General features: G+C 40.3%; 12 protein-coding genes. 6 read left to right on the forward strand and 6 right to left on the reverse strand.

What is annotated here, in order from left to right:
• Positions 1-5 precede the first annotated feature (5 nt).
• From D1013_RS09185 to D1013_RS09195, 3 genes are all read left to right on the forward strand, one after another.
• A complete protein-coding gene (locus tag D1013_RS09185; RefSeq protein ID WP_121848537.1) occupies positions 6-1,592 on the forward strand; it encodes a type IV secretory system conjugative DNA transfer family protein in 1,587 nt (528 codons plus the stop codon).
• Positions 1,593-1,850: 258 nt separating this feature from the next.
• Positions 1,851-2,450 (forward strand): nicotinamide riboside transporter PnuC, encoded by a 600-nt coding sequence (gene pnuC, locus D1013_RS09190; RefSeq protein WP_121848538.1) that lies wholly within the window; start codon positions 1,851-1,853, stop codon positions 2,448-2,450.
• Entirely contained in the window at positions 2,437-3,471 is a 1,035-nt protein-coding gene (locus D1013_RS09195) for an acyl-CoA dehydrogenase family protein (protein WP_121848539.1), read from the forward strand. The genes pnuC and D1013_RS09195 overlap by 14 nt, the downstream gene beginning before the upstream one ends.
• A 4-nt stretch (positions 3,472-3,475) precedes the next feature.
• Here D1013_RS09195 and D1013_RS09200 read toward each other — a convergent pair whose 3' ends face one another.
• Positions 3,476-4,048, reverse strand: coding sequence for an AAA family ATPase (locus D1013_RS09200; protein ID WP_121848540.1), 573 nt, complete (start codon positions 4,046-4,048; stop codon positions 3,476-3,478).
• A 325-nt stretch (positions 4,049-4,373) separates the two neighbouring features.
• Positions 4,374-4,736 carry a helix-turn-helix domain-containing protein gene (locus D1013_RS09210; protein WP_121848542.1) on the reverse strand — a complete coding sequence of 121 codons (363 nt, stop codon included), beginning with the start codon at positions 4,734-4,736 and terminating at the stop codon, positions 4,374-4,376.
• Between the two features lie 767 nt (positions 4,737-5,503).
• On the opposite strand from D1013_RS09210, the gene D1013_RS09220 reads away from it, so the two are divergent.
• From D1013_RS09220 to D1013_RS09230, 3 genes are all read left to right on the forward strand, one after another.
• On the forward strand, positions 5,504-8,536 hold the full coding sequence (locus tag D1013_RS09220) for a SusC/RagA family TonB-linked outer membrane protein (RefSeq protein ID WP_121848544.1): 3,033 nt from the start codon (positions 5,504-5,506) through the stop codon (positions 8,534-8,536).
• A 14-nt stretch (positions 8,537-8,550) separates the two neighbouring features.
• Entirely contained in the window at positions 8,551-9,987 is a 1,437-nt protein-coding gene (locus D1013_RS09225; RefSeq protein WP_121848545.1) for a RagB/SusD family nutrient uptake outer membrane protein, read from the forward strand.
• A gap of 73 nt (positions 9,988-10,060) precedes the next feature.
• Entirely contained in the window at positions 10,061-12,364 is a 2,304-nt protein-coding gene (locus D1013_RS09230; RefSeq protein ID WP_121848546.1) for a zinc-dependent metalloprotease, read from the forward strand.
• Between the two features lie 112 nt (positions 12,365-12,476).
• Here D1013_RS09230 and D1013_RS09235 read toward each other — a convergent pair whose 3' ends face one another.
• The 4 genes from D1013_RS09235 to D1013_RS09250 form a co-directional block, all read right to left on the reverse strand.
• Complete coding sequence (locus D1013_RS09235) at positions 12,477-12,722, reverse strand: DUF6520 family protein (RefSeq protein ID WP_121848547.1); 246 nt, start codon at positions 12,720-12,722, stop codon at positions 12,477-12,479.
• Between the two features lie 57 nt (positions 12,723-12,779).
• A complete protein-coding gene (locus D1013_RS20655) occupies positions 12,780-13,229 on the reverse strand; it encodes a MauE/DoxX family redox-associated membrane protein (protein ID WP_121848548.1) in 450 nt (149 codons plus the stop codon).
• A 73-nt stretch (positions 13,230-13,302) separates the two neighbouring features.
• Complete coding sequence (locus D1013_RS09245) at positions 13,303-14,265, reverse strand: helix-turn-helix domain-containing protein (protein WP_121848549.1); 963 nt, start codon at positions 14,263-14,265, stop codon at positions 13,303-13,305.
• 32 nt (positions 14,266-14,297) lie between these two features.
• Positions 14,298-14,708 carry a DUF7793 family protein gene (locus D1013_RS09250; RefSeq protein WP_121848550.1) on the reverse strand — a complete coding sequence of 137 codons (411 nt, stop codon included), beginning with the start codon at positions 14,706-14,708 and terminating at the stop codon, positions 14,298-14,300.
• Between the last annotated feature and the right edge of the window lie 131 nt (positions 14,709-14,839).

The raw sequence follows: 14,839 nt of genomic DNA on the forward strand, positions 1-14,839 counted from the left end.
ATATTATGGATAATATCATCACTCTGAAAATAGTAGGGACTTTTTTGTGTGCCATTGCATTATCCTCAGCATTGATACGATATTTAAAATACGGTTTTCTGCTTGGTATGGTTGGGTGGCTCCTACTTGTGATTAGCGCAGGAATAGTGAAGGAATGGTCTTTCTTTTTGGAGTGGATGTTTTTAGCAGGATTACCTATTTTATTGATACATGTTCTTCTTTTTGCTTTGGTGGACCATCATTCATCCTCCAAAAAATCGGCAAATCTCTTTGTGGTCCGTCTTAGGGTTAGGGGGCGCACTTTGGTTCTGGACAACATTCGAAGAGGGGTTTCCGTAATGGCTTCCGCCGGTAGTGGTAAAACCGAAAGTGTTATCTACGGTTTTTTGGAACATTTTAGAAAGGAGGGCTTCGCAGGAATTATTCACGACTATAAGGATTTTGAAATCACAGAAATGGCCAGCCCCCTATGGAACGACCAAAAGGTGCCTTTTCGGATCGTATCGTTCGGACCTATATATAACCGAGTCAATCCTATTGCTCCTCGTTATTTGCCCGATGAGGAAAGTGTTCATGAGGTATCACGTGTACTTCTAGAAAATCTCATGGAGAAACAAGGCTCTAATGAGAACAGCACCTCTCGGTTCTTTCAGGATGCTGCTGAGGGTTTGATCAGTGGTCTTATTTGGCGGCTAAAAACAGATTATCCCGATTTTTGTACCCTTCCCCATGTAATGGCGCTTTATCAACAGTTGGGCACTAAAAGCCTCATTAAGTTTCTGCGAGATAACTTAACGTCCCGTGCCATGGCAGATGCCTTTTTAAGCGGGGTGGGGTCGGAACGGCAAACGGCAGGGGTCATGAGTACTTTGGCCAATGCTATTAAAAAAATCAGCACGCGGAAAATCTTTTTGGTACTCTCGGCTGACGAGCTTCCATTGGACATCAATCATCCAAAGAACCTGTCGGTGGTCGCATTGGTCAATAATCCACAGAAGGACGCTTCCTTATCCCCAGTAATCGCCACCATCGCCCACACCATATCCAAACAGATGAGCCAGCGAAACAGGCAACCTTCATTTATGTTATTAGAGGAAGCTTCAACCCTTAGGTTGTTGAATATGCATCGAATTCCGGCCACCTTAAGAAGTTATAATATTGTCAGTATGTATGTCCTTCAGGATAAGGTCCAAAATGACATGATGTACGGTGAAAAGGCCAGCAAGGCCATACTATCCAATCTTTCATACCAGTTTTTCGGCAAAGTGAACGACCCGGATACGGCGCGATACTACGAACGCTTTTTTGAACTAGTTAAAAAACCCACTCGGAGTGTGAGTAAAAGTTCGGGTTGGAGTTTGGAAAGACGCATTACGGAAGGGGAGCGGGAGGTTTCCAAACGTAGGGCAGAGGTATTCTTTAGATTAAGACAAGGCGAATTTGTGGTGTTTGCCGATGGTAAGGATCGATTGGTGCGATTTTACAAGCCGGATATAAGTCGAGGTTTACCCAAGCCGCTTGCCATTTCCGAAAAAGATTTGGATGCTCATTATCTGAAAGTTCATAGAGAGGTGAGGTCTATGTTTCAATAGATGGGTAGCAACAATTGGATATAATATTGTTGATGCCATCACAAGTCGCTTGTTTGAATAGGCTTCTACTCATCTGAAACTTTTGGTTTGACTACCTTTACCGAACATGGGGTGTCCTGTACAGGGCTGAGATGATACCCGGAAGTGCACTACTTCACACCTGATCCAGATCATGCTGGCGTAGGGAATTGAAAAGGCCAGTCGGCTTATGGTCCATTCTGGGTACCCCATAGTAATCATATTTACTAGAAAATAGGAATGGAATTCATAGCACATTTACTTTTTTGGCAATGGGTTGGGACAGTTTTTGGTGTTGCCCAAGTGCTCTTGGCCCGACAGAATAATATTCACAACTATCTATTTGGTATGGTAGCCATTATCATCAGCATCGGGGTACATTACCAATCGCGATTATATGCCGATGTGCTATTGAACCTCTATTATCTGGTCATGAGTATTTATGGGTGGTTTTTTTGGAAAAAGGGAAGCCATAAAGAAGAAGCGCCAATTTCGATTGCTAATGGAAAAGAGCAAGGGATTGCGCTTGGGATTGTATTAGGTTGCTTCATCTTAATGGCTTATTGGCTTGGAGCACATACAGACTCCGATGTACCCTATTGGGACGCGATGGTCTGTGCCTTTGCCTGGGCAGGTATGTGGCTCATGGCCAAACGAAAAATTGAGAATTGGATATACTTAAATCTAAGTAACCTAATTTCCATTCCCCTTTTATTGTATAAGGAATTATATGTGTATGCCAGCCTTACCGCCTTCTTATTCTTGGTGGCTGTTTCGGGATATCTCAAGTGGAAGCGAATCCTACATCTGAAAAAGAAAGATACCTATGCAAAAGCCTAGTAAAGAATGGTTGGGCGGTGATGAGCTGCACCCCAAACTGCTCCAATGGATAGCCCATAAAAATCTTTGGAACCTTTGGGTGCCAACGGAGTACGGTGGATTGCAATCATCCTTGAGTGATGGATTGGAAATTCTTCGCACTTTGGCCAAATGGGAAGGTAGCCTGGGATGGACCGTTACCTTGTGCAGTGGGGCGAACTATTTCGTGGGTAACCTTGAAAAGGAGAAAGCTGATGAAATTTTTTTAGGAAGTCCATTACCCGTTTTTGGAGGAAGCGGAGCTATAGGTGGCACGGCCGAAAGGTGGGAAGGAGGATACCTTATATCTGGGATATGGAAATATGCTACCGGAGCACCCTACCTTACCCACTTTACGTTAAACGCCAAGATACTGGAGAATGGTAAGGAATTACGAACCGAGGATGGACAATCCAAAATACAATCCTTTATATTGAAAAAGGAACAAGTAGAGATTATCAAGGATTGGAATACAATGGGACTACGAGCCACGGCCACCCATTCCTTTCAGGTTCATTCCCAATATGTGGAAAGGAGCCAAAGTTTTGTATACAATAAAGTGTATCATCCCAATCCTATTTTTAAAATTCCTTTTTCTGTCTTTGCCGATTTGACATTATGGGCCAATTATTTAGGCCTGGCAGAACACTTTTTAGAGGAGGCTCATATCATACTAGGTTCTCTTGAGCAGCTCAAGTTACTGAAAGCTACCCTAACCAAGGCTTATAAAGATATGCGCTCCGATGCGGATACCATTGAAAGTTGGATAGGAAACGATACAAACATTTCAGAGTCTTACATAACAGAAATTCATCGCAAAGCTACCTATTCCGTACAAAATCTTACAGAGGCCATTATTAGGTTATATCCACTTTTGGGCATTCGTGGCGCTAGCGAACATCATAAGATCAACAAAATCTTTAAGGATTTTTTTACCGCCACCCAACATCATATTTTTAGTCCCATGGGGAGAAGAGGCTCCACCAAAGTTTTTAAACCGTAGGGTTTCATTTCATCAAATAAGGGATATGTTCTAGCACAAAATCGGCCCTTTCGACGGGGGTTGCCTTGGGAACCTCCAATAGTTCATAACCATACCCTCTATAGGTTTGAATCATTTTGTTATAAGTAAAGACGGCTTCATTCCATTCTTGGTGTCTTTGCGTATCGGTTCCATAGATTTCTTTCCAAGGAGGCAATAGGAAGACTTGGTTATTATAACGCCAATGTTCAGCATAGGATTTCATTTCTGAACTAATAGCTAGGCCTTCCAATGCTGCATAACATAGTGCATCCAAAAAACCACGATCGAAAAAGACAGGGACATCATTTCTTAAATCACTGCAGACCATTTCAAAATTTTGGATGGACCGATTGAACATTTTTTGGAAATAATTATTCTTGTTTTTCCATGGGAGGGCATCACCGTCGATATCCTGTTGTTCTTTGATTAGCGCCCTAGCAATCTCGGGAATAACAATCATATCATTACGCTTGATTTCTTCCAAAAGGGTGGTTTTGCCTACACCAGGGCCGCCCGTAATGATGAATAACGAGTTTTGGGGTTTAAGGTATTTCAATGATTTAAATTAGGGGATTATGGAAACGTAATAATTGAATTGGATTTAAAGCTCATTTGAAGGTCGGCAATACTACGAACTTTTGTGAAATAGACATTGAGAAATGTGAAAAATCAAGTAGAGGGAATAGTTCTAATGTTAAAAAACGGTTGCATAAAGACGTTTATCATGGATTTTTTAATGGATTGGTCATTGAAATTTTACTAAGTCCGTTTGTCAAAATTATTGCAATACTAATTATAGGAATCGCCTCTTTAAAAGAGTTGAACCAGACTTTTGCAAATTTATAGATGGATATCGAGTATCGGGAAATTTAATTTGAACGTTAGGGAAGTTGTTTATACTTTAATTCTATTCTGGTGATTAGAAGGGTATAATATTTTTTTTTCTCTTGTGTAAGTTTATCTTCATATCTTAATGATTCTTTTACGATTGCTATTAAAGCTTCCTTGTCCTTTAATTCAAATAGCTCATTAAAGTTTATCCCTAATTGCTTACTTAACATATATATCTTTTCCCAGCCTGTTTTCCCTTCCGCTCTTTCAATTCTTCCTATTAATGTTGAATTTGAGTCTATCTGATGCCCTAAGTCAAGTTGAGAAAGCCCCTTTCTTAGTCGTGCCAATCTTAGTAAACAGCCAATTTGAATATTGATTAATTCTATTTCTGAATCGCTGTATTTCCTCATTTAGTAAAAATTGAGAAATACGCTGCATTTATTCGATACAAATTTGTATCGAATAAAGTATTTTATTATATTGCTTAATAAATACATAATTTGCGATTCTTCTATTAGAACTTATTGGAAGCTTTCGCTTAGAGTCTTGGTTTGAAAACTGGTAATTTTTATGCAACAAGACAATAAGCAGTAGGCTCACGACCCGGGCGTGGGCTCTCTTATTGTTGCAGGGTATACCAGTACCACAAACCGATAAGTTGAGTTCCACGCCTTTTTGGTATCGGTTTTAACTTTCCTCTTTGTGACTGATTTCTGTTAATCTTTCGGACATCGCTAAACTTTTTAAAATGGAAATGATCTGGCAACTTTTTTATGTAGGATTTACACCCTGTGCCTGTCCCGTATTCGGAACTTCCCATTCGGTGTTTGATATCCTCTTTAGAAAAAAGCCTAAAAACCCCATTTGATTTCTTTTTGACACTAGTTATGGGTTGCACGCTGCAAATGTTCGGTTTTTCAATTCATATCACCCGTAACTGACGTTTACATTTTTGGGAAACCGCCCAAACACAATTTCACAGTCGGAATCTTGATAATATTCCAAACCCAGAGGCTTAGGCGTTTTGGGCAGGGGACTTATTGTCCAAACACTTATGGCCCCATGTAAGATACAACCTTATGTTGATACGCTGCGTTGTGCATATCGACCGAGTTTGTACTGAAGAAATTTATGGGGTCATCTAAAACCAACACATAAATCCATCAAACTGATAATTATGACAAAATTTCTGAATTCAAAGGGCAAAACACCTTTGCTCTTGATACTCTATATCTTATCAATGCCCTTTTTGTCTTTCCTACTTAGGGCGGGTAAAATCTTGGATCCACCACAGGCCACCATAACTGGCACCGTGACCCAATACACGGGAGTACCCCTTGCCGGGGTGAACATTGTGGTGGAATCCAAGTACAAAGGAGCCATTTCCGATTTGGATGGAACATACCAAATTGAAGCCAATGCGGACGATGTCCTCATTTTTTCAATGGTAGGGTATAAAACTCAAATTATTCAAATCAATGGCAGGGATGAAATTTCAATACAAATGGAAGAGGATGTTACTGCTTTGGAAGAAGTGGTTCTTAATGCTGGTTACTATACCATATCGGATAAAAAAAGCACAGGTAGCATTGCCAAGGTAAAAGCAAATATTTTTGACAAGCAGCCAGTGAATAATCCATTGGCTGCCATGCAGGGTCATGTGGCCGGCGTAAATATTGTACAGACCACAGGGCTTCCCGGCGGGGGTTTTAACATCGAAATTCGTGGAAGGAATTTTTTAAATGGAGTAAGTGACCCTCTCTTTATTGTGGATGGCGTTCCCTTCAATTCGCAATCACTGGGGGCATCTAGGGTATCTGGTCAAATTATGGGAGGTAGTATTAGCCCTTTAAACGCTATTGACCCCAACGATATAGAAAGTATTGAAGTACTCAAGGATGGAGATGCCACTGCCATATACGGCTCACGTGGAGCGAATGGAGTGGTTTTGATTACCACCAAAAAGGGCCAGTCGGGCAAAACTCGTGTTGAAGCACATGTAAGCACCACCATGGGCCAAGTTTCGCATTTTTTAGATTTAATGAATACCAATCAATATTTGGAAGTACGAAGAGAAGGAATTGCCAATGACGGGTATGGAGATTTACTCAATGACCCTAATTATGATTTTTTCTGGCCCGATGTGAAATTATGGGAGAATGAACGCTATACCAATTGGCAAGAAGAACTTATTGGAGGAACAGCGTTTCGCAACAATTATAAGCTCTCATTGTCCGGAGGGAATGACCTGACCCAATTTCTAATTAGTAGTTCCTTTCAGAACGAAACAACCGTTTTTCCAGGGGATTCCAAATACCAAAAGGCTAACATACGCAGCAATGTCAATCATCAGTCCGAAAATCGTCGATTCAGCATCAACCTTTCTTTGGGATATACCAATGAAAACAACACCATGCCGACAGTTGATTTTTCTACGAAGGCCTATACTTTGGAGCCTAATGCACCAAAAATTTATGATGAGGAAGGCAATATTAATTGGGAAAACAATACTTGGGACAATCCCTTGGCATCGCTAGATGAAACCTACAATGCAGAAATCAACACCTTGTTTGCTAATACATTGGTATCCTATAAATTAACGACCAACTTAAAGTTTCAATCCAACATTGGCTTTTCCGATTACCGGTTAGATTCCTATCGATCGATGCCCAGTTCCGCCCGAAATCCTGGTTTGGGGGTAACTCCCCAAAATTATTCCAATCATACCATAAATAATGCGAGGCGGACATCATGGATTGTGGAGCCACAATTGAACTACAAAAAAGGGTGGGACCTTTGGGAGTTGGATGTACTAGTGGGGACTACCTTCCAAGAGGAAGTTTCAAATCAATTGGTACAACGAGGGCTCGGTTATCCCAATGACGGCCTGATTAATAACCTGACCGCGGCAGAGACCATTGAAATATTTTCAGATACTGATGGAGAATACAAATACAATGCCTTGTTCGGTAGGGTTCATCTAGAATTTATGGATAAATATATTATTAATCTAACTGGAAGAAGGGACGGTTCTTCACGGTTTGGACCGGGTAGGCAGTTTGGCAATTTTGGGGCATTGGGTGCAGCTTGGATATTTTCGAATGAGGGATTCTTCAAAGAAAACGCTGCCTTGAGCTTCGGTAAAATTAGAGCTAGCTATGGTACGACGGGTAGTGATAACATTGGTGACTATCGATTTCTGGATACCTACAGCGTAACTGGAAATAACTATAACAATATTAGTCTATTGGAACCAACAGGGGTTTTTAATCCCCTATTTGGTTGGGAAGCCAATAGAAAAATGGAAGTAGCACTAGAACTGGGTTGGTTGAAGGATCGGATATTTATAAATACTTCTTATTATAAAAATAAATCATCCAATCAATTAATCGGTATTCCCTTGGCGGCCACTACCGGTTTCTCTGAGTTGACAGGTAATTTTGATGCTGAAGTGGAGAATACCGGTTGGGAGTTTGATTTGCGAACAATCAATATTCAATCAAATAAGCTTAACTGGAAAACAACATTCAATCTGACGGTACCTAGAAATAAATTAGTGTCTTTTGAGGGATTGGAAACATCTACCTTCTCTAATAGATACGTCGTTGGCGAACCATTAACCATCGCTAAGTTGTACCACTCCCTTGGTGTCGATCCTCAAACTGGTGAATATACTTTTGAGGATTATAATGGGGACACGGATATTACTAGCACAGAGGACAGGCAATGGATTGAGGACTTGGCACCCACTTATTATGGTGGCTTAGGAAACTCCATCAGTTTTGGAAGTTGGTCGATGGACATGTTGTTTCAATTTAAGAAACAAATGGCCTATAATACATTGCGATTTGTTGCTACACCTGGGTTTAAGGGAAATACGCCTGAATCACTCTACGATAGATGGACGCAAACAGGGGATAATGCCCCCATTCAAAAGTCGGCCGGGGGGTTGGCGGGGGGCCAAGATTTAGGGGCTTTACAACGGGATAGCGATGCTGCGATTTCAGATGCGTCATACGTTCGTTTAAGGAATATTTCTCTCAATTATAGAGTACCCTCGGCTCATTCGGATTTGGATTTTCAAGTATACCTCCAAGGGCAAAATCTCTGGACTTGGACTAACTATGATGGCCCCGATCCGGAACAACCCGCGAGTACCCGTCTTCCACCTCTTAGACAGATGACCCTAGGTTTTAAAATCAGTTTTTAATCAAAAAAACAGTTATGAAATATTTTTTATTGAAATACCCATTGGAAAAACTTTTTCATGGTTCATTACCCAAATACTACCATCAACTTCGAAAAGTTCATCTTATCGGAATGATTTGCACTTTGTGTTGTTGTACCGACTTTGTAGAAATAGATGCCCCTAAAAATACCTTGGTATCAGAAACGGTTTTTCAAGATGCGGCAACTGTCGAATCCGCTTTGGCCAATCTTTACTACAATTTGCGAGAGGGCGGAATGACTTCAGGCACCTACGGTATGACCACCGTAATGGGTATCTACACCGATGAATTGGATTATTATGGTTTCGGAGCGGACTACCTCCAATTCTATCAGCATAATGTGCTTCCTATCAATGGTATCGTTTCTGATTGGTGGTCACAAGCCTTTCAACTGATTTACGCAACGAATGACATCGTGCAGGGCGTTCGGGCATCAACGGAACTTTCCTCCATGGAAAAAAATCGCTTTGAAGGGGAAGCTTTATTTGTAAGAGCCTATCTGTATACTCTGTTGGTAAACCTATATGGAGATGTTCCATTGGTGCAAACTACTAATTATTTGGATAATAATAATGTCGCACGTTCGAACCAAAACTCTATAAACAATCAAATTATGGAGGATTTGGAACGATCCATTCTTCTTTTAAATAGTATGGAGCCAGTGTCAACTGAAAAAATTTATCCCGATGAATATACCGTTAAGGCTTTATTGGCACGTCACTATTTAAGGATTGGAAATTGGGAAAGGGCGGTAACTATTTCTTCCGAATTAATCAACCTATTTCCAATGGAATCCGATTTGAACAAGGTATTTCTAAAAGATTCCAAAGAAACTATTTGGCAACTAAAGGCAGATAATGATTTTCCTAAGAACACCAGGGAGGCCCAACAATTGATTATTCAGGCAGTTCCTAGCCAGACCTATGCACTGTCCAATGATTTTATGAATGCATTTGAGCCGGGTGACCAACGACTGATATATTGGACCCGTAGCATTTCGGACCAAGACTCAACCGTAACACTCTATTATCCCTATAAATACAAGGCAGGAATTAATGCCTTGGAATCGTTTGAATATTCGGTATTGTTCCGATCGACGGAACAAGTACTTATACGTTCGGAAGCAAAGGCACGGATGGGAGAGTTGGAAGGCGCTTTAGCGGATGTGAACCTTGTTCGTAGTAGAGCCGGATTATCCAACCTCATAGCCCACTCGCAAGAAGATGTTTTGGAGGCCATACTACATGAAAGACGTATGGAACTATTTACGGAACAAGGGCACAGGTGGCTGGACTTGAAGAGAATGGAAAAGGCTGAAGAGGTATTGGGAGACATCAAGGCAAACTGGAAAAATACCGATCTCCTACTCCCCATACCTGAGAATGAACTGGAACTCAATCCGAATTTATTACCACAAAATCCGGGATATTGATGTTAATTCTTAGGCTTCAAGATCCTTTCATTAATACAGTTAGGAGAGTTCTAAACCCAAAATTGAAATTGAGATGAAATATAGTGTATGGATCGCCTTGTTATGGATTTATATGTGGGGATATCCACAAAGTCCTTTAATAATCCCAACGGATAATCCGTCCATGGATAATTTGGGTCAAGAAACTTCTTTTATCAGCTCTAGAATTAAAGGGAACCAGTTGTACCTCAAAATTCCAGAAACCCTTTTTAATGCGCCCATGTTGTTAACGTGCTATGACGATATGAGACGTGGTTATATGCAGGTGGTCTGGGTCAAACACCGCGATGAGATTCTGCTGATGCGCCAATCGATTCGCTCTACCTCGGGAATTATGATTCCCATTAAAGAAGGCTTATACCTCGAAGATACTTTGCTAGCAAGGTTTCCTATAGAAAAGGAAGGGGCCGAACGGGACGCTCATTGGATCAATGCTACCGATTTCTTTCTAAATCAAGAAATTGAATGGCCCAATTATGGCGTCGATTTTGGAAGCCCCGTACCAAGTCTATCCCTTTTATTGGATGCCAAGAATTTTGATGATGAAGTCATCATTAAAACGCGCAGGGGTATGGTGCGAAGGAAATCTAAACTTTCAATCCCTATCTATTTCGGCCTCATTAAATTAGGTATACCGATGAAGGCTAGGGGATACGATTATCGAATGGGGTTCTATTACGAAAGTAAAATGGGGTCGCCATTTAATTTGCAAAACGGAGTGGCGAACATTACCAGGTGGCGATTGGAAAAGAAATTTAAGAATCAAAAATGGAGTGTACCCAAAAAACCCATCTCGTTTCTCATATCCCCGAAGGTGCCGCCCCAGTGGAGACCTTATATAAAAGCGGGAATTGAAGAATGGTTGCCGGCTTTCGAACAGGCTGGTTTTAAAGATGCCATCGTGGTCAAGGAAATGGACAGCCTCAATGATTGGGAAGCACACAGCATCCATTCCAATGTGGTGTACTGGAATCCAAAGAAATATATAAGAGGTTCTGAAAATAAAGATTTTGGGGGAACCATTGGCCACCTGATAGATGAAAGATCCGGTGAAATCCTTCGGGGTGATATTTTTATGGGAGCTTCTGCACGTACCGTCATGGAAAACTATTTTATTCGGGCAGCTCCATTGGATGCAAGAGCAAGAAAATTGCCCTTTCCCGATGAATTGATTGGCGAATTGTTTCAAGTGATAGCAGCCCATGAGGCGGGACATGTATTTGGTCTCATCGATGCTAATTTTGGGGAATACCAATATCCTTGGGAAAAAATGAACGATGAGGAATGGTTGCGCACCATGAGACATACTCCAAGTGTCATGAACTATACGCGTACCTCCAATATTCCGCAGCCATCGGATAGCATTTCTCCATCTTTGTTGCTACGACACGTGGGCCCCACGGATAAATACCAAATTCAATGGGCCTATAAAGAATTTCCATGGGGTACTACCGCTCAAGAAGAAAAACAGGTATTGGAACGCATGATTCGTTGGCAGGATTCGGTTCCATGGTACCGATTCAATAACAATCAAATGGAAGTTATTGGGCCCACCTCCTCTAATGAGGTGGTCGAAACCGATAATCCCATAAAAAGTACCGAACTCGCACTTAAAAATTTGGAACGGGTAGTATCTCTATTACCTGGCATATGTGCAAATCAAAAGGATAATAGTCAATTAAATCGCCTATATGGGAAAACTCTAAAACTATATTACCAACACATGCAGCACCTTTCCACCCTCATCGGAGGATATGCGATTCATTACAAAGCTCTGAACCAGCCAGGTCAGATGTATGAACCCATTCCTTGGGAAGAGCAAATCAAGGCGCTTGATTTCTTATTAAAGTGGGCCTTTGACCCGCCGAAATGGTTAACAAGCCCTGATTTTCTAAGGAAGGTAAGTTATTCAACCTTTCCAGATATTGTTTTACAGGAACAACAGAAATTATTAGTTGAAATGTTAGCGGCCCATCGATTCAAACGGTTGGAATATTTGGAAGAGGTAAGCGGAAATGGAGGATTCCTTCATTCCTTCCTTACCAAATTGCAGAAAGGATTATTTTACGAAAGCAAAACTTTAAATCTCGGTAATAGAAGACGAGATGCTATTCAAAAGACCTACATTGATATTATAAAAATATTATTGGAGCAAGAGGGGGACTTTATGAATATGGAAAGCCAATTTTTTATTGCTTCTGATTACTCCAAAGGTCTTTTATGGCAAGAATTGATGGATTTACGAACTTTGATAAAGAAAAACATGCGCCAATATCCCAAAGCCGTTCGAATGGGCCATTGGGCCAAATGTCTTCATACACTCAATAGGATCTTGTAATTTTAATTTAAAACCTAATTAGCGAGATTTGTCAAATTCAATGCAGTTGATTTGAATTAGCGAAGAAAGGTGCCTTTGTTAGGGGCACCTTTCTATTACAATTAGCAAATGCTTATGGTTTACTCAACGCAGTGCTTGAAAAACTGGGTGAAGAGTACAACTGATGCCCTAAGTAAGAGCATTGGTTATCTCCCCCTTGATAGCAAGCTTCTTCAACCATAATCGGCTGCCAGTCTTGATTGAGAGGTTTGTAATAAGCTTCTCTATCTGCCGTAGGAGATGCATCAGCAAATGCGAGTCCCATAGCTAATAAAATGGCAAATGCCGGAAGAACGGGTTTTAAAAAACGATTTTTCATGGATTTGTGTATTAAATAATGATGCCTACTCTTGAAGGTTTTCGGCTTCCCCTATTACTACGTAGTACGATAATTATGTCTATTTTTATTCAAAACCTTCAGGAGGTAAAGGCCAAGGATTAACTGAAGTATGAAACCCATATTCATTAAGAGGTGCCCTTTCCAACTCAAAGATGAGATGATACCCCCGCAAGAACAGGGAATGGAGTTACTAAATTCTAAAACATAAAGGATGTAAACCGTATATATAGAGAGCAATACCAAGCTAGAATAGATAGCTAAATACGTAGTTGCTCTAAACAGCCATAAACAGGCTATGGTTAATTCAATCGCTGGAATTGTAATGGAGATGAAGTGATTATAGGGAGCGAGTAGGGGAAATCGCACCAATTGAGCTTCAAATTCCATTAGATAAATAAATTTACTGACCGCCGTATAGGTGAAAAGAAAAATAAAGAAGGCTCTTATTAGTAAGAGAACTTTTCGGGAAATTTGTTTAGTGCCCATATCTTTTGGATTGATATGGTGAATTTCGGAAGACTGATTTACTTGAAAAGGATATTTATGTAGCCCTGAGGGATTATGTAACTTCCTCCCTTTTCATTTTTGCCCGGTAATAGCGGGGGGAATCCCCATACCTTTCCTTAAATGCCCAAGAGAAATGTGGGAAACTTTTGAAGCCTACCATTTTACCGATAGTTTTGAACGGTAACTGAGTATATTGCACCATCGTCTTTGCTTTGCGAAGACGCTCCCTTACCAAAAATTTGTGCACTGTAGTGCCATATAGTTCCTTAAAACCATATTTTAACTTGAATTCATTGGTCCCTAATTGATGAGCCAAATCCTTCAAATGGGGAGGGTCCATTTCAAGGTTATTAAGAATCATATCCTTTCCTTGTCTAATTTTTCTAATATCATCATAACTCAACCGAACCTTTGACTTTTTAGGTTCTTTCATGCTTCCTTTCGATGGGAGTTGGTAGTCTTTTTTATCCAAACCAGTATTTTTTCCCATTGTAGTTTGAATGACGTTAACTAGGACGCTCAAATCCCCCGAATCGGGATTTACAAATGAAGTTACGTAACATCGATTTGGAATGGTGAGGTTCTCATGGGTGATAAATCTAAGCTCCATAATCGTATCATAGACCTTGCGTTTACAAAAGGTTTTCCATTTGTTCTTCCAAATTTCTTTGGATTTATCGCAAAGAAGATCTTCAAATGGTTTCTGTACCATGGTATTGCATAACCTTGATAGCACACTGCAAGCCTTTTGATTAACCATCTGTATTCTTCCGGATTGATCCAGCAAAAAGCTCATCTGAATTAGATGGGTGGTTGTATTTTGATTATTTACAAAACCTTGATGATAAAAGGATTCCTGTATTTCTTCTGCAAGCATATTTAGAACAATGGACAAGGCTTCCACATTGTCATTTGCGCTAGAAGTTCTCACTCTATAAAAGAAATTTCCGCTGGCCATTTCCATAAGCATATGCTGAATTTCCTGTAATCTTTTATCCGATCTATATGGTGACATTTTTTTAGTTTAAAGACATTTTCGTAATCTATCTAAATAATAAACAATCCCAGTAACACTAGGAAGCTAAGAAATCGCTGTAGAAATCCAATGGCTTTTTCCTTTTGGTAAAAAGATGCGGTTGGAATAGAAGAATGGTTGGTGCGAATGTAAAATTGAATCATGGCGTCCGTTACTGGGGAATCAATCATAAATGCCAATGCCTTCACCAAGGTTGAACCTTCCAAGGCAAGATAATCTCGAGCCGGCTTATCTATTTTTCTCAGCTGTCGAATATCGCATAAAATGGGATAGGATTGTTCCTCTTGAAAGGCAATCCTGTCCTTTACGATTTGAATTGCAGCTGTTCGGTTAATAGCTATACCGGGCTTATAGGCAATATGGACTATATTTTTCTCGACACTATAAACAGCATATTCATTTTCAAAAAAAATTCGCATCATGGTTAGAAAACTGGTAATCAAAGTTGAAATTACAAAAATATGATGATTGAAAATTTTGATTAGACCTTTAAAGCCCTACATATAAGGGAAATTTATACGTAAGAAGGATTAAAACATACGTTAAAAGGATT

The sequence above is a fragment of the Euzebyella marina genome (genome assembly GCF_003687485.1).
Classification (GTDB): domain Bacteria; phylum Bacteroidota; class Bacteroidia; order Flavobacteriales; family Flavobacteriaceae; genus Euzebyella; species Euzebyella marina.

Coding starts and splice junctions, on each gene's coding strand:
- D1013_RS09185 (WP_121848537.1), top strand. CDS start 6: ATGGATAATATCATCACTCTGAAAATAGTAGGGACTTTTTTGTGTGCC.
- pnuC (WP_121848538.1), top strand. CDS start 1,851: ATGGAATTCATAGCACATTTACTTTTTTGGCAATGGGTTGGGACAGTT.
- D1013_RS09195 (WP_121848539.1), top strand. CDS start 2,437: ATGCAAAAGCCTAGTAAAGAATGGTTGGGCGGTGATGAGCTGCACCCC.
- D1013_RS09210 (WP_121848542.1), bottom strand. CDS start 4,736: ATGAGGAAATACAGCGATTCAGAAATAGAATTAATCAATATTCAAATT.
- D1013_RS09220 (WP_121848544.1), top strand. CDS start 5,504: ATGACAAAATTTCTGAATTCAAAGGGCAAAACACCTTTGCTCTTGATA.
- D1013_RS09225 (WP_121848545.1), top strand. CDS start 8,551: ATGAAATATTTTTTATTGAAATACCCATTGGAAAAACTTTTTCATGGT.
- D1013_RS09230 (WP_121848546.1), top strand. CDS start 10,061: ATGAAATATAGTGTATGGATCGCCTTGTTATGGATTTATATGTGGGGA.
- D1013_RS09235 (WP_121848547.1), bottom strand. CDS start 12,722: ATGAAAAATCGTTTTTTAAAACCCGTTCTTCCGGCATTTGCCATTTTA.
- D1013_RS20655 (WP_121848548.1), bottom strand. CDS start 13,229: ATGGGCACTAAACAAATTTCCCGAAAAGTTCTCTTACTAATAAGAGCC.
- D1013_RS09245 (WP_121848549.1), bottom strand. CDS start 14,265: ATGTCACCATATAGATCGGATAAAAGATTACAGGAAATTCAGCATATG.
- D1013_RS09250 (WP_121848550.1), bottom strand. CDS start 14,708: ATGATGCGAATTTTTTTTGAAAATGAATATGCTGTTTATAGTGTCGAG.